Source organism: Kitasatospora sp. NPDC049285, from assembly GCF_040678815.1.
Taxonomy (GTDB): domain Bacteria; phylum Actinomycetota; class Actinomycetes; order Streptomycetales; family Streptomycetaceae; genus Kitasatospora.
Genome location: NZ_JBFAQR010000002.1, coordinates 93,302 through 112,328, shown reverse-complemented (window position 1 = coordinate 112,328; position 19,027 = coordinate 93,302). Strand labels below are relative to the sequence as shown.

The 19,027-nt window shown below is 71.9% G+C and carries 13 protein-coding genes; 4 read left to right on the top strand and 9 right to left on the bottom strand.

Annotated elements, in window-relative coordinates:
• Positions 1–86 precede the first annotated feature (86 nt).
• On the top strand, positions 87–941 hold the full coding sequence (locus AB0K51_RS02285) for a siderophore-interacting protein (protein ID WP_363449561.1): 855 nt from the start codon (positions 87–89) through the stop codon (positions 939–941).
• A gap of 52 nt (positions 942–993) precedes the next feature.
• The gene (locus AB0K51_RS02280; RefSeq protein ID WP_363449559.1) at positions 994–1,956 is read left to right on the top strand and encodes a DUF1152 domain-containing protein; all 963 of its coding nucleotides are present in this window, start codon (positions 994–996) and stop codon (positions 1,954–1,956) included.
• Positions 1,957–1,963: 7 nt separating this feature from the next.
• Here the strand turns inward: AB0K51_RS02280 and AB0K51_RS02275 are convergent, their stop codons facing one another.
• On the bottom strand, positions 1,964–2,527 hold the full coding sequence (locus AB0K51_RS02275) for a DUF1697 domain-containing protein (RefSeq protein ID WP_363449557.1): 564 nt from the start codon (positions 2,525–2,527) through the stop codon (positions 1,964–1,966).
• Positions 2,528–2,589: 62 nt separating this feature from the next.
• Here AB0K51_RS02275 and AB0K51_RS02270 point away from each other — a divergent pair, with 62 nt between their 5' ends.
• Positions 2,590–3,063 (top strand): pyridoxamine 5'-phosphate oxidase family protein, encoded by a 474-nt coding sequence (locus tag AB0K51_RS02270; protein WP_363449555.1) that lies wholly within the window; start codon positions 2,590–2,592, stop codon positions 3,061–3,063.
• Between the two features lie 18 nt (positions 3,064–3,081).
• Here the strand turns inward: AB0K51_RS02270 and AB0K51_RS02265 are convergent, their stop codons facing one another.
• Positions 3,082–3,816: a hemerythrin domain-containing protein gene (locus AB0K51_RS02265; RefSeq protein WP_363449553.1), complete on the bottom strand. Its 735-nt coding sequence runs from the start codon at positions 3,814–3,816 to the stop codon at positions 3,082–3,084.
• A gap of 176 nt (positions 3,817–3,992) precedes the next feature.
• Positions 3,993–5,036 carry an alpha/beta hydrolase-fold protein gene (locus tag AB0K51_RS02260; RefSeq protein WP_363449551.1) on the bottom strand — a complete coding sequence of 348 codons (1,044 nt, stop codon included), beginning with the start codon at positions 5,034–5,036 and terminating at the stop codon, positions 3,993–3,995.
• A gap of 359 nt (positions 5,037–5,395) precedes the next feature.
• Between AB0K51_RS02260 and AB0K51_RS02255 the strand changes: the two genes are divergently transcribed.
• On the top strand, positions 5,396–6,142 hold the full coding sequence (locus AB0K51_RS02255) for an SDR family oxidoreductase (protein ID WP_363449549.1): 747 nt from the start codon (positions 5,396–5,398) through the stop codon (positions 6,140–6,142).
• 16 nt (positions 6,143–6,158) lie between these two features.
• Here the strand turns inward: AB0K51_RS02255 and AB0K51_RS02250 are convergent, their stop codons facing one another.
• The 6 genes from AB0K51_RS02250 to pulA all read right to left on the bottom strand — a co-directional run bounded on the left by AB0K51_RS02250 (position 6,159) and on the right by pulA (position 18,979).
• Positions 6,159–6,383 carry a hypothetical protein gene (locus tag AB0K51_RS02250; protein ID WP_363449547.1) on the bottom strand — a complete coding sequence of 75 codons (225 nt, stop codon included), beginning with the start codon at positions 6,381–6,383 and terminating at the stop codon, positions 6,159–6,161.
• 100 nt (positions 6,384–6,483) lie between these two features.
• Positions 6,484–8,484, bottom strand: a complete 2,001-nt coding sequence (locus AB0K51_RS02245) for a carbohydrate binding domain-containing protein (RefSeq protein WP_363449825.1) — start codon at positions 8,482–8,484, stop codon at positions 6,484–6,486.
• Positions 8,485–8,844: 360 nt separating this feature from the next.
• The gene (locus AB0K51_RS02240) at positions 8,845–9,183 is read right to left on the bottom strand and encodes a P-II family nitrogen regulator (RefSeq protein WP_363449545.1); all 339 of its coding nucleotides are present in this window, start codon (positions 9,181–9,183) and stop codon (positions 8,845–8,847) included.
• Complete coding sequence (locus tag AB0K51_RS02235) at positions 9,180–10,508, bottom strand: ammonium transporter (RefSeq protein ID WP_363449542.1); 1,329 nt, start codon at positions 10,506–10,508, stop codon at positions 9,180–9,182. Before AB0K51_RS02235 ends, AB0K51_RS02240 begins: the two co-directional genes overlap by 4 nt.
• 158 nt (positions 10,509–10,666) lie before the next feature.
• Positions 10,667–13,015: a M4 family metallopeptidase gene (locus tag AB0K51_RS02230; RefSeq protein ID WP_363449540.1), complete on the bottom strand. Its 2,349-nt coding sequence runs from the start codon at positions 13,013–13,015 to the stop codon at positions 10,667–10,669.
• Positions 13,016–13,444: 429 nt separating this feature from the next.
• Entirely contained in the window at positions 13,445–18,979 is a 5,535-nt protein-coding gene (gene pulA / locus AB0K51_RS02225) for a pullulanase-type alpha-1,6-glucosidase (RefSeq protein ID WP_363449538.1), read from the bottom strand.
• Positions 18,980–19,027: the final 48 nt, after the last annotated feature.

Below are 19,027 nucleotides of genomic sequence, written 5' to 3'. Positions count from 1 at the left end.
CCGGAGGCGCTGACAGCGTTCTGACAGCGGGCTGTGAGCGGCGCCCGGCAGGCTGGTGCGGCAACGCCCAACCGACGGGAGCCGCCGTGTCCGACCTGCCGATCCGCCAGCTGACCGTGACCGCCGTCGAGCGGCTCAGCCCGCGGATGGTGCGGGTGACCTTCGCGCTGCCGCCCGGCGGCTTCGCCCTGGACGGGCCGGACCAGCAGGTGAAGCTGTACTTCCCGCGCCCGGGCCAGGACCGTCCCGAGCTGCCCGTACCCGCGCCCGGCCAGGACCTGATGAGCTGGTACCGGGCGTGCCAGGCCGTCCCCGAGCCGCTCCGCCCGTGGATGCGCAGCTTCACGCTGCGCGCCCACGACGCCGAACTGCACACCGTGGACGTCGACTTCGTGCTGCACCCGGAGTCGCCCGGCCCGGCCGCGGCGTGGGCGGCGCAGGCCCGGCCGGGCCAGCTGCTGACGATGTTCGGCCCGTCCGCGGCCTTCGCCCGGCCGTTCCCGCTGGACGGCGCCGACTGGCTGCTGTTCGCCGCGGACGAGTCGGCGCTGCCCGCGCTCGGCACCCTGGTCGAGGCGCTGCCGGCCGGGGCGAGGGCAATCGCGTACGTCGAGGTGGCGGGGCCCGAGGAGCGGCAACCGCTGCTCGGCTTCGGCGAGTTGACGGTCCATTGGCTGTACCGCGGGGTGTCCGCGCCCGGGTCGCTCCTGGTCGCGGCGGTGCGTTCGGCGCAGCTGCCCGACGGCGTCGGCCGGGCCTGGCTGGGCGGCGAGGCGGGCACCGTCCGCGCGTTGCGCCGCCACCTGCTCGCCGACGGCCGGCTCGACCGCGCCGACATCGACTTCACCGGCTACTGGCGCCACCGCCTCACCCAGGACGACGCGCCCACCGCCGAGGACCTCGCCGACGCCCGCGAACTGTCGGCCCGCCGGATCCCCTGACCCGCCCTGATCCGTCCCTCGCTGCGGCCGGGAGCCTGGTACCGTCCGGCCGGTGACGAGCCTTCTGCAACCGCCGCTGCTCACCCGCCTGTTGGCCGCCGAGCGGATCCTGGTCGCCGGCGCCGGCGGCGGCTACGACGTGTACGCGGGGCTGCCGCTCGCCCTGACACTGCGCGCCGCCGGCCGCGAGGTGCACCTCGCCAACTTCTCGTTCAGCAGCCTGTACGGGCTGGGCCGGGCGGTCTGGCAGGCGCCCGACCTGGCCCGGATCACCCCCGACGTGGACTCCGCCGAACGCTACTTCCCCGAGCGCTCACTGGCCCGCTGGCTGCGCGCCAACGGCCAGCCGGACACCGTCTGGGCGTTCCCGTCGGTCGGGGTGCAGCCGCTGCGCCAGGCGTACCGCGCGCTGGTCGACCTGCTCGGCATCGACGCGATCCTGCTGGTCGACGGCGGCACCGACATCCTGCTGCGCGGCGACGAGGCCGGCCTCGGCACCCCCGAGGAGGACATGACCAGCCTCGCCGCGGTGGCCGGCCTCACCGAGGTCCCGGAGCGCCTGGTCACCTGCCTCGGCTTCGGCATCGACGCCTACCACGGCGTCAACCACAGTCTGGTGCTGGAGAACCTCGCCGCCCTCGACCGCGACGGCGGCTACCTCGGCGCCTTCTCCATCCCGCCGGGCTCCCCCGAGGCCGCGCACTACCTCGACGCCGTCGCCCACGCCCGCGCGGAGAACCCCGAACACCCCTCCATCGTGCACGGCTCCGTCGCCGCCGCCCTCCGCGGCCAGTTCGGCGACGTCCAGTTCACCGAACGCACCGGCGGCAGCCGACTGTTCATCAACCCCCTGATGACCCTGTACTTCTCCGCCACCGTCGAGGCCCTGGCCGCCCGCCACCTCTACCTGGACCGCCTCGAACCCACCCTCCTGCTCGGCCAGGTGGCCACCGCCATCGGCCGCTTCCAGGACACCCTCCCCCGCCAGCGCCCGCCCCGCACCTTCCCGCACTGACCGGGCGTCAGGCCTTGCGGGCGGCCGCCGCGATCTTGGCGGTGGTGTGGAAGAAGCGCGAAGTGCCTTGACCGCGGTAGGACTTGGGGAAGGCGGTGGCGGGGTTGGCGCCCAGGCGACCGTTCCTGAGGCGCATGACCGTGAACGCGGCGCCGTCGGTGGCGGCGAGGATCTCCCAGTCGCCCTTGGGGGACGCCACCGGGAGGGCGAGGTCGGCGGGGAGGGGCTCGGAGAGGAAGACCACGCAGAGGCGGACCTCGGGGGTGACCTCGACGCCGGCGAAGGGGTCGAGGGCGAGCAGGGCCTCGACCTCGTCGACGGTGCGGAGCATCGCGGGGACGGGGTAGCCGAGGGCGGACTCGAGGTGGGCCTCGATCCGGCGGGTGAGCGCGGCCCGGTCGAGGTCGGCGGCGGCCCGGAAGAAGACGTTGCCGCTCTGGATGTAGGTCCGGACGGCGTCCAGGCCGAGCTCGGCGAAGAGCTCGCGCAGGCGTTCCATCTTCACGGTCCGCCCGCCGACGTTGATCGCGCGCAGGAAGGCGATGTAGGTCCGGGATCCACTCTCCACCATGGCCGAGAGTCTAGGGAGGTTCGCTGCCCCACCACGGCAGCCCCGCTCCCTAGACTTCGGCCATGACCTCCTGGCAGGACTTCGAGCAGCAGGCCCCGGAACTCGCCGAGCGGATCCGCGCCCGGTTCGAGGCGCACAAGCACCACGTGCTGGCCACCCTGCGCAGGGACGGTTCGCCGCGGGTCAGCGGCACCGAGGTGGACTTCCACGGCGCCGACCTGTTCCTGGGCTCGATGGCCGGCGCGGTGAAGGCCGCCGACCTGCGCCGCGACCCGCGCTGCGCGCTGCACTCCAACCCCGGGCCGGACGCCACGATGGCCGACGGGGACGCCAAGCTCTCGGCCCGGGCGGTGGAGCTGACCGACCCGGCCGACCTGGCGGCGTACGAGGCGGAGCTGCCCGCGCCGCCACCCGGCCCGTACCACGCCTTCCGGCTGGAGCCGACCGGGGCGACGCTGACCGAGGTGGCCGGCGACCGCCTGGTGATCAGCACCTGGACCCCGGGCCGACCGGTCCGGCGGGTCGAGCGGCAGTAGCCTCAGCGGGCCGCCGGGTCACGGTGCGGCCGGGCCCCACAGCTGGTCGGTGCAGCGGGCGTAGGTGTCGCGCCAGTGCGGCCAGTGCCGCACCGTCTCGTCGTCGCAGTCGGCCAGCAGCCGGTCGACCTGGGCCGGCTCGACGCCCTCCAGCAGCCAGACCAGCGCGTCGGACGGGGCCGGGCCGTCGGCGTAGCGCAGCAGGTCGAGCAGCTCGGGCAGGGTGCCGATCCGCGAGCCCGACTGGAACACCCCGGTCATCCGGGGCAGCAGCTGGCGCTCCTCGATCCGCAGGTGGGTCTCGACCCGGGCGGCGAGTTCCTCGACCGCGTAGGAGACCGGCCAGGCGCTGGCGGGGTCGCGGGTGGCGATGCCGACCAGGGTGGTGACCCGGGTGAAGGAGTGGTCGAGGTTGTGGTGGTCGGACTCCAGCCAGTTGAGCAGCAGCCGCAGTTCCGGCGCGAAGCGGCGCAGCAGCGGCCACAGCCGGGTGTCCTGCTGCTCGTGGTGGCAGGTGACCATCGCGGTGACGAAGTCCCAGTGCCGCTTGAGCGCCTCGGCGCCGACGGTGTCCTCGGGCTGCAGCAGCCGCAGGGCCTGCGGGATGCGGGCCAGGTCGCGGCGGACGGCGGCGTGCACCAGGCGGAGCCCGGCGAACGGGATCGGCTCGACCGCGGCCGGTGCGGCGGCGACGGGGTCGCCGCCCTGGGCGGGGATGCTCGCGGGTGCGACGGGCAGCAGGTGGCGGGGCATGGCGCTCTCTTCACGACTGGCTGAGGCTGGCCGGAGCGGGGGCCGCGGTTGCGGCGCCCCGGTCCAGGTCTCCGGTCCAGGGTCCAGGGTGCGAGCAGTGCATCAGGGGCGAATGAATGACCGATTGACGTGCAGGTCAGAGCGGTTTCCGGGGCCTCGGTGGCGGTTTCTGACGATCAGTCGGCCTCGGGCCCGGCGACGTTCTTGCCGAGCCACTCCAGGGTGTTCGGGATCATCTTCTTGAAGTCCGAGGTCAGGTGCTTGCCACCGGGCTGCTCGTAGTAGTCGACGGTGGTCGGGGCCTTCGCCTTGGCGACCCAGTTGGTGACCAGCTTGATCTCGTAGCCGTTGGCGCCGCCCGCCGTGGCGAAGATCCGCACGTCCGCCTTGCCCTGGCCGATCAGCTGGTCGGGGCTGTTGGCCAGCCGCTCCTGCTCGTGGCCCTTCCACAGCGGGGAGTCGGGGTTCCAGTAGCCGTCGATCGGCACCGCGGCCTTGAACACGTCGGGGTGCTGCAGGGCGAGCTTGGCGCTGCAGAACGCGCCGGTGGAGGCGCCCATCACGGCCCAGCCGTCGCGGCCCTTGACGGTGCGGAAGTTGGCGCGGACGAAGTCCGGGATGTCCTCGGCCATCCAGGTGCCGATCTTCGGCTGGCCCGGGATGTCGGCGCACTCCAGCGCCTTGGCCTCGTTGGAGTCGAGGTTCTGCACCGGCATGATCATGATGAACGGGTGGGTCTTGCCCTCGGCGACCAGCTGCTTGTCGGCCTCCTGGATCGGCAGCTGGTTGTCGGTCCAGGTGTTGTAGCCGGCGCTCTGCCCGCCCGCGTACAGGGTGAGCACCGGGAAGCCGGTCTTGGCGTACTTCGGGTCGTTGTACTCCGGCGGCAGCCAGACCCAGACCTTGCCGCTGACCCCGGACTTGGGGCCGCTGACGGTGGTCACCATGATCGGGCCGGCGGCGGTGTCGCGGGCCTTGGAGAACTGGGCGGCCGGGCCCGTCGGCATCAGCACCTTGGACGGCTTCGGCGGGGCGGTGCTGCTCTGCGCGGCCGACGGGGAGTTCGAGGCCTGGTTGGTGGAGATCGCCGCCTTGGCGTCGTTGGCGTTGCCGGTGCTGCTGCCGCAGGCCGCGAGCGGGCCGGCCAGGGCGAGCGTGGCGGCGGCCGCGAGCAGCACGCGGGCGGGGCGGACGGAGGCGGGGCGGGGCTGCGGCAGCACGGTGGGTCTCTCCGGGCGGGGGTCGCTCCCGACCGCGGCGGACGGGAGTCGGCCCTGGTCAGCGGGCCTGTCGGGGCGTGCGGAACCGACAGCCGGCACACCCCGTGAACGGACTGGGCCACCGCGCGACGCGCGGCGTTCCGGCCACTCGAGATCCTATGACGTGCCGACCCGGCCGCCGGTTGCGGCTGCCCCGTTGTCCCGCCGGTCGACGGGGGCGGGCCCAGCCGATCGGCGGGGGTGGGGCCCGTCCGCTCCTGCCGACGGCCCCCGGCGCGGCGGCTTTGGAGCTTCCGCCAGTGACGGCGTGCGCCGCCCGGGGCGATCATGGGCGTCCGAACGTCCCGAGGAGCGTGCGCGTGTCCCAGCAGGTTGCCGTGATCACCGGAGCGGGCAGCGGCGTCGGCCGCGCGGTGGCCCGCGAACTGGCCGGCGCCGGCTGGCGCCTGGTGCTCGCCGGACGGCGGGCCGGGCCCCTCGCCGAGACCGCCGACGGCCTCGGCGACGACCGCGCCCTGGCGGTGCCCACCGACGTCACCGATCCGGCGCAGGTGACCGAGCTGTTCGCCCGGGCCGCCGCCCGCTTCGGCCGGGTCGACCTGCTGTTCAACAACGCGGGCATGTTCGGGCCGGCCGCCCCGGTCGAGGAGGTCGACCACGCGGCGTGGCGCGCGGTGGTCGACCTCAACCTGACCGGCGCCTTCCTGTGCGCCCAGGCCGCGTTCCGGCAGATGCGGGAGCAGCGCCCGCAGGGCGGCCGGATCGTCAACAACGGCTCGATCTCCGCGCACGTCCCGCGCCCGCACGCGATCGCCTACACGGCGACCAAGCACGCCGTCACCGGCCTGACCAAGGCCCTCTCGCTGGAGGGCCGCCCGTACCGGATCGCCTGCGGGCAGATCGACATCGGCAACGCGGCCACCGACATGACCGCCGCGATGAGCAGCGGGGTGCGCCAGGCGGACGGCCGGATCGCGCCGGAGCCGACCATGGACGTGGCGGACGTGGCCCGGACGGTGCGTCACATGGCGGAGCTGCCGCTGGAGGCCAACGTGCAGTTCGCCACCGTGATGGCGACCGCGATGCCGTACGTCGGCCGGGGCTGACCGGCCGCCGGCGGGTCTACTCGTCGTACGCGTGCCGGTAGCAGGGCCTGGGCCCGTCCGGGTCGTAGCCGTAGACGCTGGTGGTGGGCCACTGCTCGCCGCGGAGCGGGTCGGGGAGGTCGGGGCGCAGCACCATCCGCAGCGACGGCGGCGGCGCGCCGGCCCGGACCCGCTTCAGGTGTCCGTCCCAGCGGCCGCCGTGCAGTTCGACGTCGAGGATGGTGGTGGGGGCGGTGCTCACCCGGCCGATGCTGCCAGCGCGGCGGAACCCCGGCGTCCGCGACGCCGGGGTTCCATCCCTTCGGGCGGTTTACCCGTCGGGGCCGTGACCTGACGGGTGCTCAGCTCCGCCAGGTGTCGCTGAGCGCGACCTGGCCGCTCGCCGGGACGGTCGCGGTGCGGTTGGCGCCGCTCTCCCAGGTGACGGTGCCGGCGGCGTCCTTGCGGATGTACTTGTACTGGAAGGCGGTGCCGGCGCTCATCGCCACGTCGAGCTTCCACACCGGGTAGGCGGCCGAGGAGAGCGGGAGCGCCTTGGAGGTGTCCCAGCCGCCGAGTGCGGCGGCGTCGCCGACCACGTAGACGTTCTGGCCGACCGTGGTGGTGGCGTTGACCGCGAAGGACGCGCCGGAGGCGGCGGTGGCCGTCGGCGTGGGCGAGGCGGAGGGACTGGCGGTGGCGCACGGGTCGCCGCTGCCGACCACGCCGTCCTTGACGGTGACGTTCCCGGTGCCGAGCGCGTAGTTGGCGCTGTTGTTGTTGTCCCAGGTGCCGGTGCCGTTGTTGAAGGTGGCGGCCAGGCCGGTGGCGGTGCCGAGCGCGACGGTCTTCTTCACCCAGCCGGTGCAGGCGGCGTCCATCCCGACGCCGGGGGCGGTGGTCCAGGTGCCGCCGGTGGGGGCGTAGTGCAGGTAGTAGGCCGACCAGTTCTTGTCGGTGGAGTAGAAGACGGTGGCGCTGTTGCCCGTCCCGGTGGGGCTGGCGGAGGCGGAGGGCGAGGGGGTGCTGCCGCCGCCCGCGCCGACGTACAGGGCGACCGCGTCGCCGGCCGCGACGGTGGCGGTGAACTTGCCGTCCGAGCCGACGGTGTAGGTCGGGCCGCTGCAGCCGCCGCTCACCGGGTCGCCGTGCTGGACGTCGCAGTAGACGCCGGCCGGCAGCGAGGTCTGGAAGGTCTGGGTGATCGCTCCGGACTCCCGGTTGATCGCCACGTAGCCCTTGGAGCCGCGGCCGAAGCCGATCGCGTTGTTGCCGTTGGACCACCAGTTGGTCATCGCGGTGCCGGACACCGCGTTGCGGAAGCCGACCATGTTGGCCACCTGCCGCCAGGCGTGCACGCAGTTCCAGCCGTCCTGGTAGCAGGCGTTGACGGTGCCGCCGTTGGGCGGGCCGTCGTCGTTGGAGCTGAACGCGTAGCCGGAGTAGACGTTCGGCGAGCCGTACGGGTAGGCCAGCATGAAGACGTTGGCCAGGGTGTAGGCGGAGCCGTACTTGTAGTTCAGGGTCGAGCCGTTGCGCTCGGTGTCCCAGTTGTCGACGAAGGTGCGGGCCTGGGCGCTGGGCAGCAGGCCGCTGCCCCAGGTGGCGAGGTCGGAGATCTTCCCGCCGTTGAAGGCGCTCTTCAGCCAGGTGCCGGAGCGGAACTCGTCCACGTCGCCGTTGCCGGTGTACTCGGAGGGCTGGATCGGCTCGCCCGCGCCGTAGATCACCTCCTGCACCCAGTAGGCGTTGGGGTTGCTCATCTTCGCCTTGATGGCGCCGAGTTCACCGGCGTCGACGTGCTTGGCGGCGTCGATCCGGAAGCCGTCCACGCCGAGGGTGAGCAGGTCGCTGAGGTAGTTGGCGATGGTCTGCTGCACGTACGCGGAGCCGGTGTTGAGGTCGGCGAGGTTGACCAGTTCGCAGTTCTGCACGTTGGCGCGGTCGCCGTAGTTGCTGATCGCCTGGCGGCAGGAGTGGAAGTCCTGGTCCTGGTAGTAGCCGGGGTAGTTGTACTTGGTGTAGTTGGTGCCGCCGGTGCCGGTGCCGGAGCCCGCGGTCATGTGGTTGATCACCGAGTCGGCGATCACCTTGACGCCCGCGGCGTGGCAGGTGGAGACCATCGACTGGAACGAGGCGCGGTCGCCGAGCCGGCCGGCGATCTTGTAGCTGACGGGCTGGTAGGAGGTCCACCACTGGGCGCCCTGGATGTGCTCCTGGGGCGGGGAGACCTCGACGAAGCCGTAGCCCTTCGGGCCGAGGGTGTCGGTGCAGGCCTTCGCCACCGAGTCGAACTTCCACTCGAACAGGGTGGCGGTGACGTCCTTGCTGCTCGGCGGGGTGGCGGTGGCCGTAGGGGCCAGCGAGAAGCCGGCGCCGATCGACAGGCCGAGCGCCGCGAGGGCGGTGGAGGCGGCGGCCAGCCGCCGTCTGCGAGCGGGGGCAGGGGTGGTCAAGGGAGCACTCCAGGAGGGGGAGGCCCGGTCCGCGGACGCAGGTCGCGGACGGGGAGGCGGCAGGGTGGGGGGCCGCGACGGCGGGGGTGGTGCCGTCAGTGCGACGCCGGAGGGTCGCTTTCTGCAAGACAATTGAAACTTGCTGGAAACTTGCAGTGGCTTGACCATAGGGTCACCCCGGACGCCCGTCAAGACATCCGGACGCGGGCACGGCAACGGCCCCCGTCCCGGGTGGGGACGGGGGCCGTGCACTGTGCTGACGGGCCGTCAGACCGCGTCGGGGCCCCGCTCACCGGTGCGCACCCGCACGATGCCCTCGACCGGGACGACCCAGACCTTGCCGTCGCCGATCTTGCCGGTGCGGGCGGCGGTGACGATGGCGGCGGTGACCCGCTCGGCGTCCTCGTCCTCCACCACCACCTCGATCCGGACCTTCGGCACCAGGTCGATCCGGTACTCGGCGCCGCGGTAGACCTCGGTGTGGCCGTGCTGCCGCCCGTAGCCGCTGGACTCGGTGACGGTCAGTCCGTGCACACCGAGCTCCTGCAGCGCGGTCTTGACCTCGTCCAGCTTGAACGGCTTGACGACTGCGGTGATCAGCTTCATACCGGGCGGGTCCTGTCGGAGGCGGGCGCACCGTGCGGGTGCAGGTTGGCGTGGGCGGCGGCGGAGCCGAGGCCCAGGACGCCGTGATCGTACGCGGTCTCGGCGTGCACGGCGAGGTCCAGGCCGGTGAGTTCGTGCTCGGGCGCGGCCCGGAAGCCCATCAGACGGTCGATCAGCCGGCCGATGCCGTAGGTCATGCCGAACGCGTACGCGGCGACCACCACGACCGCGACCAGTTGCTTGCCGCCCTGGCCGAGTCCGCCGCCGTGCAGCAGCCCGGCGGGGCCGCCGGTCATCACGGCGGTGGCGAACACGCCGATCAGCAGGGTGCCGATGACGCCGGCCACGAAGTGCACGCCGACCACGTCCAGCGAGTCGTCGTAGCCGAACCGGAACTTCCAGCTGACGGCGTAGCAGCAGACCACGCCGGCGGCCAGGCCGATGACCAGGGCGCCGAGCAGGTCGACGCTGCCGCAGGACGGGGTGATGGCGACCAGTCCGGCCACCGCGCCGGAGGCGGCGCCCAGGGTGGTGGCGTGGCCGTCGCGCTTCTTCTCCACCAGCAGCCAGCCGAGCAGCCCGGTGCAGCCGGCCGCCTGGGTGTTGAGCAGCGCGGCGGCGGCCAGGCCGTTGGCGCCCATCGCGGAGCCGCCGTTGAAGCCGAACCAGCCGAACCAGAGCAGCCCGGCGCCGAGCAGCACCAGCGGCAGGCTGTGCGGGCGCATCGCCTCCCGCTTGAAGCCGAGGCGGGGGCCGAGCAGCAGGGCCAGGGCGAGGCCGCTGGCACCGCAGTTGACCTCCACCACGGTGCCGCCCGCGAAGTCCAGGGCGCCCAGGTTCCGCAGGATCCAGCCGTCGGGGGCGAACACCCAGTGCGCGACCGGCACGTAGACCAGCAGCGTCCAGACGGCGGTGAACGCCACCCAGGCGCCGAACCTGGCGCGGTCGGCGATGGCGCCGGAGATCAGCGCGGCGGTGATGATCGCGAAGGTGAGCTGGAAGGCCGCGAACAGCAGCGTCGGGACGTGGCCGGTGAGGCTGGTCGGGGTGATGCCCGCCATGCCGAGGTGGTCGAGCGAGCCGATCAGGCCCCAGCCGGCGTCGGGGCCGAAGGCGAGGGTGTAGCCGGCGGTCAGCCAGACCACGGTGACCACGGCGATCGAGACGAAGCTCATCATGATCATGTTGAGCACGCTCTTGGTGCGCACCATGCCGCCGTAGAACAACGCCAGGCCGGGGGTCATCAGCAGGACGAGCGCGGTGCAGGCGAGCAGCCAGGCGGTGTCGCCGCTGTCCAGGGTGGGTGGGGAGTCAGCGAGGAGCATTCCGGGAGTGTGGCCGGGCCGGATTTCGCCGCGCCGTCGCCGGTGTTTCCACGGTGTTTCGTGTTGCGGCCGGGTTTCGGGGATCTCACTCCTCGGGACGCGGGCGGGCCCGGCAGCCGAGGGCTGCCGGGCCCGTCACTACTGATGGTGCGTCAGGCTCAGCTGGTCTGGATCGCGGTGTCGTCGATCACGAAGCTGGTCTGCAGCGAGGAGTCCTCCACGCCGTTGAACTTCAGGGTGACGGTCTGACCGGCGTAGGACGACAGGTCGACGGTCTTCTGGGCGTAGCCGGTGTTCTTGTTGAGGTTCGAGTACGAGGCCACCGTGGTGCCGTTGACGGTCACGGTGAGCTTGTCGTACGCCGTCGTCGTGGTGGTCTCGGCGGTGTCGATGTGCAGCCAGTAGCTCAGGGTGGCCTTGCAGCCGGCCGGGATGGTGACGGTCTGCGAGGCGCTGTCGGTGTGGGCCGAGCCGTAGCCGTTCAGCCACGCCTTCCAGGAGCCGCTGTGGGCGGCCTCGGAGGCGGAGTTGTCGACCACGCCGGAGGTGGTGGTCCACGGGGCGGCGGTGCCGGTTTCGAAGCCCGCGTTGCCGAGCACCTGCGCCGGGGTGCAGGTGCTGGTGCCGTCGTTGACGGTCCAGGTGAAGCTGGTGGAGCCGGTCTTGTTGGCGGTGTCCTTGGCGGTGACGGTCACCGAGGAGGTGCCGACCGCGGTCGGGGTGCCGCTGATCAGGCCGGTGGAGGCGTTGATCGACAGGCCGGCCGGCAGGCCGGTGGCCGAGTAGGTCAGCGCGCCGGTGCCGCCACTGGCCTGGATCTGCAGGCTGGCCGCGGTGTTGACCTTGGTGGTCTGGTTGCCCGGGTTGGTGACGGTCGGGGTGTTCTGCGGCACCGAGCCGACGTTGACCGCGGCCCAGGCGGTGGCAACCGCGTTGTACTCGGCCGAGTTGGCGCCGTAGAGGTCGGTGGCGGCGCTCAGCATGCCGGTGCGGGCATTGGCGTAGTTGGTGGTGGAGGTCCAGTACGTGGTGAGCGCCCGGTACCAGATCGCCGCGGCCTTGTCCCGGCCGATGCCGGTGACCGCGATGTTGCCCTGGGTCGGCGAGTTGTAGCTCACGCCGTTGATGACCTTGGCGCCGCTGCCCTCGGAGAGCAGGTAGAAGAAGTGGTTGCCGACGCCGGAGGAGTAGTGGACGTCCTTGTTGCCGACGGTGGAGGACCAGTAGTCGGCGGACGAGCCGTCCTTGGAGGGCTGGTCCATGTACCGCAGCGGCGTGCCGTTGCCGTTGAGGTCGATGAGCTCGCCGATGAGGTAGTCCGGGTTGTCGGACGGGATGTTGGCGTAGAACTCGACCATGGTGCCGAAGACGTCCGAGGTGGACTCGTTCAGGCCGCCGGACTCGCCCGAGTAGTTCAGGTTGGCGGTGGCCGCGGTGACACCGTGGGTCATCTCGTGGCCGGCCACGTCCAGCTCGGTCAGCGGGTGGGTGTTGCCCGACCCGTCACCGTAGGTCATGCAGAAGCAGGAGTCGTCCCAGAACGCGTTGGTGTAGTTGCTGTCGTAGTGGACGCGGCTGAAGGCGCCGACACCGTCGTTGCGGATGCCGTTGCGGCCGAAGGTGTTCTTGTAGAAGTCCCACGTCTTGGAGACGCCGAAGTGCGCGTCGACGGCGGCCGACTCCCGGTTGGAGGCCGAGCCGTTGCCCCAGGTGTCGGTCGACTTGGAGAACAGGGTGCCGTTGCCGGAGGTCCCGTTGTTCATGTCCGTGGTGTACATCCCACCGCGGCTGGTGTCCTTCATCTGGTACGTCGAGCCCGACAGCGTGGTGCCGATGGTGACGTTGCCGACGAAGACGCCGGTGCCGGTGCCGGTGTTGATGCCCTCGAACTTCTGGATCACCTCGCCGGTGTTGGCGTCGGTGACGACGTGCAGCTTGCTCGGGGTGCCGTCGGCCTCCTTGCCGCTGACCACGGTCTCGTAGGCCAGCCGCGGGGTACCGGTGGCGGCCCATACGACCAGGCGCGGGGCGGTCTCCAGGGCCGAGCCGGACTCGGCGGCCAGCGCGGTGGCCTGCGCCTTCGGGGCGGCCAGCTTCGGGGTGGTGCTGACGCCGGACAGCGACGCGGACGAGGCCCGGTCGACGCCCTTGGTGGTGCCGTTCGCGGCCTGGTGGACGATCAGGTCGCCGCCGAGGACCGGGAGTCCGCCGTACGTGCGCTCGTAACGGAAGTGCTGGGTGCCGTCGGCGTCCTTGAACGCGTCCTTCACCACCAGCTTCTCCGCGCCGCTCAGGCCCAGGGTCTGGGCGAACTGGGCGGAGCGGGTGCCCGCGTCGGCGACCAGCTGGGCGTGGCCGGCGGCGGCCTGCTGGTCGGCGACCTGGGCCGAGGAGGACGGGGCGGCGGGGGCGGCCTGGGCCACCGCCACCGGGATCGCGGTCACCAGCAGGGCGGTGGTGGCCGCCAGAGCGGCCATGCTCACGCGGGCATGCGTGTAGCGAGACATGCGGGACTCCTTTACCGACCGTCGCGGGGTCACGAGCGGTGGAGAGAATCTGGCCGCGGTTGCGGCGCAGCGGGGGCCCCACCCGCTGGTACGCGGACGGGGTGCGGTGCAGATACGCGGTGCAAGTTCGCCGTGCGTCGGCAGCGGATTCCGATGGCCTGGGGAGGGCTCCACCGGGTTGTGTGGGCAACCTGTCGTTCCGCAGCCGGGGGAATCGTGGCAGCAAACGCCTCATGAATGACAGATGCATGCCATGGATTGACTGATTTACGCACCATCGCATTGCCGTACGAACACCTGTCCATGGCACGGCATTTGGGCGTGTTCCAGGAAGGTCTCCACCACCGACCCGCCGCGAACGACGACTTTCGGCCAGAACGGCAAGGGGCCCCACCCGGAGGTGAGGCCCCTGTTACCGCGGGGAAACCATCAGTTCTGGACGAACACCGCGACCGTCCGGCCCGGAACCGTGAAGGCGCCCGTGGCCGGGTCGAACGACGCCCGCTTGACGGTCGCGTCACCGCCCTGCGCCTGCACCCGGTGCAGCGCCTGCGCGGTGCCGCGCAGGCCCGCCACGGTCTGCGTCTGCGCGTCCGGGGTGGCGTTGAAGACCACCGTCAGCCCCTTCTCGGCGCCGGCCAGCCCGGTGCCGTCCAGGTGCATGGTGATCACGCCCGGGTTCTCGCCCGCCGTGCCGGACAGCGGGAAGGACAGCCGGCGCTGGACCTCGGCCGCGGTCGGCAGCGCGAACAGCGGCGAGGACTGACGGATGCTCAGGAACTGCTGGTAGAGGGTGCTGCTCAGCTGCATGTCGTTGCAGCCGACCGTGAGCCGCGGGTCGGCCAGCAGCTGCTTGTCCTTCTCCCACATCGACTGGTTGTCCGCCGCCATCGGCAGGCCGCGGCCCCAGCCGTTGCCCTGGGCGCAGTCCCAGCTGATCGAGTTGAACCAGTCCCCGGAGTCGAAGGAGTTGGCGTCCAGCGACTTGGAGCGCAGCAGGTCGCTGCCGGCCTGGGCGAAGCCGGGGCCCTGGGCGAGCGCGGTCAGCGACAGGCCGAGCGCCTGCATCCGGGCCCGGTCGGCGGCCGGGGTGGCGGCGGGCAGCTTGAACGCCAGCGCGTCGAACAGGTCGGCGTTGTCGTGCGCGTCCAGGTACTCGACCGCCTCGCCGGGCTGCGCGGCGTACCCGGTGGGCGCGCCGTTGTAGTCCACCGCGCGGCCGGTGACGGCCTTTCCGGTGCTGTCGGTGAAGGCGTAGCCGGCCAGGTTGCCGGTCAGGCCGACCTTGATCTGGTCCATCTGGTGCAGCAGCCGGGCCTTCTGCTCCGCCGGGGTGCCGTTGTCCGCCGAGCCGTTGGGGTCGGTGTACAGGCCGGACGCGAAGCCCTGCTGCGGGGCCGAGGAGAGCATGAAGTTGCCGCCCCGGCCGGCGTCCCGGATCCGGTCGTTGAAGGTCGCGATGCCGGTGCCGGCCATGTTCACCTGGGTGGCCTGGACGAACCGGGCGTCGTTCGCGACCACGCCGAAGTTCCAGCCCTCGCCGTACAGGAAGACGCGCGATCCGTCGACGCCGTCCTTCTGCGGGGTGAGCGCGCGCAGCGCGGACTGCACGTCCAGCATGGTGGACTTCGGGTCGAGGCCCATCAGGTCGAAGCGGAAGCCGTCCACCCGGTACTGCTTGGCCCAGGTCACCACCGAGTCGACGACCAGCTTGTTCATCATGGCGTGCTCGGGCGCGGTGTCCGCGCAGCAGGAGTCGGTGGTCACCTTGCCGGTGTCGCTGAGCCGCTGGTAGTAGCCGGGCACGATCCGGTCCAGCACCGAGTGCTGGTCCTGCCCGGCGGCCGCGGTGTGGTTGTAGACCACGTCGAGGACCACCCGCAGGCCCGCGTCGTGCATCGCCTGCACCATCTCGCGGAACTGCACGGTGCGCGCCGTGCCGTTCGGGTCGGTCGCGTAGGAGCCCTCCGGCACCGTGTAGTGCAGCGGGTCGTAGCCCCAGTTGTAGGCGTCGTCGGCCTGCACCGCGGCCACGCACTCCTGCTGCTTCGAGGAGTCGGCGGGCAGCGCGGCCAGGTCGCAGGCGGGCAGCTTCTGCTCGGCGCGGTTCTCCCGGATGGTGGCGATGTCGAAGGTCGGCAGCAGGTGAATGGTCGTCACCCCGGCCTTGGCCAGCTCCCTCAGGTGCTGCATACCCGCCGACTTCGACTGCGTGAACGCCAGGTAGGTGCCGCGCTCGTCGGCCGGGACGGTGGTGTCCCCGGCCGAGAAGTCCCGCACGTGCAGCTCCTGGATCTGCTGCTGGGTGGCCGGGATCGCCGCCGGACTGCGGTGCTGGTCCCAGCCCTTGGGCTTGGTGGCCGAGGCCGACAGGTCGGCGACCAGGCTGCGGGTGGAGTCGGTGGACAGCGCGGTGGAGTACGGGTCGGTGACCAGGTTGGTGACCGTCTGCTGGACGCTCGGCGCCCACACCTTCACCTGGTACAGGTAGTACTTACCGTCCAGGTCCGCCGCGTCCCGGGTCAGCGACCAGACGCCGGACGCCTCGTCCCGCTTCAGCGGCACGGTCCGCGGGGTGCCGCCGCTCGCCGTGTCGAAGAGCTGCACCGCCACCTCGGTCGCGGTCGGCGCCCACAGCGACAGCGTCACCTTGCGCTCGTCGTGCCCGAACCAGCCCCTGCCCTTCTGCACCGAGTACACCGGCCCGAGCTGCGCACCGGCCGCCTTGCCCGCGTACAGGTCGTCCAGCACGCCCGGGAGCTGCACCCCGGTGGCGGCCAGCGCCGCGCCGTTCGGCAGGTGCTCGGTGAAGACCACCTGGCTGCGCAGCGCGGCGGTGACCCGCCCGGCGTCGCGCGGGTCGACGGTGAACGCCCGGTACCCGGCCAGGTTCGGGAACTTCGCCTTCTGGGCGTCCGTCAGACCGGCCGCCGGGCTCAGCCGGATCCAGTGGCCCGGCTTCGACAGCACGCCCTTGTCGACGGTCAGCCCGCCCTGCGGGTCGTAGATCAGCTGGGCGCTGGTGCCGCCCTTCAACTGGCCGTCCGCCGCACCGTAGTTGGCCGGGACCACCACCGTCCGCGCGTCGATCCACTGCGCCTTGGCGGAGCCCAGGTCGAGCTGCGAAGAGACGCCCGCGGTCTGCGGCAGCAGGTAGCCCTCCTGCCCGCCGAGGATCCACACCTCGCGGCCCGAGGTGGCGAAGCTCAGCGACTGGTCCTGCGGCAGGTCCTTGTCGCCGCCGTTGTGGATGATGTAGCTGAGGCTGGTCGCGCCCGCCGCAAGCGGCACCTCGAACACCGCGCCGAAGGCGTCCTTGCGCGCCGGCATCAGGGGGTTGCCCCAGTCGGTCGGGTTGGCCGCGCCGGTCCAGTCGTGCAGCCCCCAGCCGTCGTAGTTCCCGTCCGCCCGGTGGTAGTGGATCACCGCCTTGCCGTCGGGCACCGGCACCGCCCCGTCCGGGTTCGCCGTGCGGACGGTCGGGTCGCCCTCCTTGATCCACACCTCGCCGGTGGCCGAGATGTCGATGTGCCGGTCCGCGTCGACGTCCTTGGTGCCGTTGTTCTCCACCACGAAGCCGACGTCGGACGCCCCGCCCTTGAGCTTCACGTACGCGAACGCCCCGTACGCGTCCCGCCCGACGAAGCCGTGCCCGGCCGGCCAGGTGGTCGACTCGCCGTCGGCGATGTCGCCCCAGGTGTACAGGTTCCAGCCGTCGTAGTCGCCGTTCTTGCGCTGGTAGTGCACCACCGCGTACGGCCGCGACACCGCGCTCGGCGCCGGCGTCGGCGCCTGCTGACCCGTCGTGAACTGCCCGGTGGCGGACGCCAGTCGGCCCGCCGAGTCCTGCACCACGGCCTTGAAGCGCACCACCGTGCCCGGCACCACGCCGTCCAGGTTCTGGGTGACCTTGAAGACGCCGTTGTCGGCCGTCCCCAGCGTCTGCCACGGCCCGTCACCGACCTGCGCCGCGAAGCTGACCCGGTTGAAGCCGCCCCCGGGCACGCTCGCCCCGAGCGTCACCGTCCCGTAGGAGCCGTCGGCCGGCGCGCTCACCGTGATCGACGGGCCGGCGGCGGGCTTGGCCAGCCTGTCCTTCGCCTTCAGCACCACGGAGGCCATGGCCGGCACGGTGACCGTCACCTTGCCGTCCGCGCCGCTGGTGACCTTGCCGCCGACGCCGTACAGGCCGCTGAAGTCCATGCCCGCCGAGAAGGTGTCCAGCGTGACCGTCTTCGCCTCGGCCGCGTTGTTCACCGCCACCAGGTACTCGACCTGCTGCTTGGCGTCGATCCGGGAGAACGCGTACACGCCCGGCCCGTCCGCCGCGTACCGCTCCACCTGCGCGCCGTCCGCCAGCGCCGGGTTGTCCTTGCGCAGCTTCGCCAGGCCCGCGATCCCCTGGTAGAGCGCGCCGTCCCGGCCGTAGCGGTCCGCGGAGCCGGACGTCCCGCCGATCACCTGGTCGCTGTTGTACGAGGGCGTCTTCGAGGCGAACATGTCCTGCCGGGCGTCCTTGTCGCCGCCCGCGCCGGTGAAGCCCTGCTCGTCGCCGTAGTACACCACCGGCTGACCGCGGGTCAGGAACTGCAGCTCGTTGGCCAGCCGGTCCTTCTTCAGCAGCGCGTCGTTCGACGCCCCCGGGTTGTCGCTCTGCAGGAACGACCCGAACCGGCCCATGTCGTGGTTGCCCAGGAAGGTCGGCAGCTCGTAGGCGTCGGTGTCGGCCGTGGTGTACCGGTAGTCCTGCGCGTACAGCTCGCTGAGCGCCTTCGCCGAGCCGTTCTGCGAGACGTACTTGCGCGCCGCCTCCTGGAACGCGAAGTCCAGGGTGGCCTGCAGCTTGCCCTTGGTGACGTACGGCGAGGTGATCGACGGGTCGCCCGAGTACACCTCGCCGAACATGAAGAACTTCTTGTTCCCGTGCTCGGCCGCGAACTTCTTCAGCGCCGGCGCCCACTGCTCCCAGAACGCCAGGTTGACGTGCTTGACGGTGTCGATCCGGAAGCCGTCCACCCCGGTGTCGGCCACCCAGGTCTGGTAGATCTTCTGCATCCCGGCGACGACCCGCGGGTTCTGGGTGTCCAGGTCGTCCAGGCCGGAGAAGTCGCCCTCGGTCGCGGACTCGCCGACGAAGGTCGAGTTGCCGCGGTTGTGGTAGAGCGACGGGTCGTTCAGCCAGGACGGGGTCTTGGCGTTGGCGTCGGCCGCGCTGCGCAGCACCGGGGAGTAGGGGAAGGAGTCCTTGGTGATGCTCGGCCACTGCGCCCGCGCGTCGGCGATCGCGGTCTCGTCCACCGGGTTGCCGTCGGCGTCGAGGGTCGGGTAGGCGCCCTCGGAGCGGTAGTCGTAGCTCTGCTCCGCGTAGTCGACGACGTCCGCGGTGTGGTTGGTGATGACGTCGAAGAAGACCTTGATGCCGCGCTTGTGCGCCTTGTCGATCAGCTCCTTGAGCTGCGCGTTGGTGCCGAAGTGCGGGTCGACCTGGGTGAAGTCGGTGATCCAGTAGCCGTGGTACCCGGCCGAGGCGTCGGCCCCGGTGCCCTGCACCGGCTTGTTCTTGAAGATCGGCGCCATCCAGATCGCGGTGGTGCCCAGGTCCTGGACGTAGTCCAGCTTGTCGATCAGGCCCTGCAGGTCGCCGCCGTGGTAGAAGCCCTTGTCGGCCGGGTCGAGGCCGTTGTCCAGCCGGCCGCCGGTGATCCCGCCGGTGTCGTTGCCGGTGCTGCCGTTGGCGAACCGGTCCGGCAGCACGAAGTAGAACTGCTCCCTGGTCAGGTCGTGCCGCCCGGCGCTCGCGGCCAGCGCGGCGTCCGACGGCGCGGCCGGCGCCTTCGCCGCCACGGCCACCGGGATCGAGCCGAGCGTCGCGGCGATCAGCGAGGAGGCGAGCAGCACGGAGGCTCGCCCGGGTCGGCGGTACGGGGTGGTGCGGCGCGGGGGTCGGGGCTGGGCGTCGGCCACGGCTGGCTCTCCCTAGGGGCGCGAAGCGGGGGTGGGTGGCGTGGAACC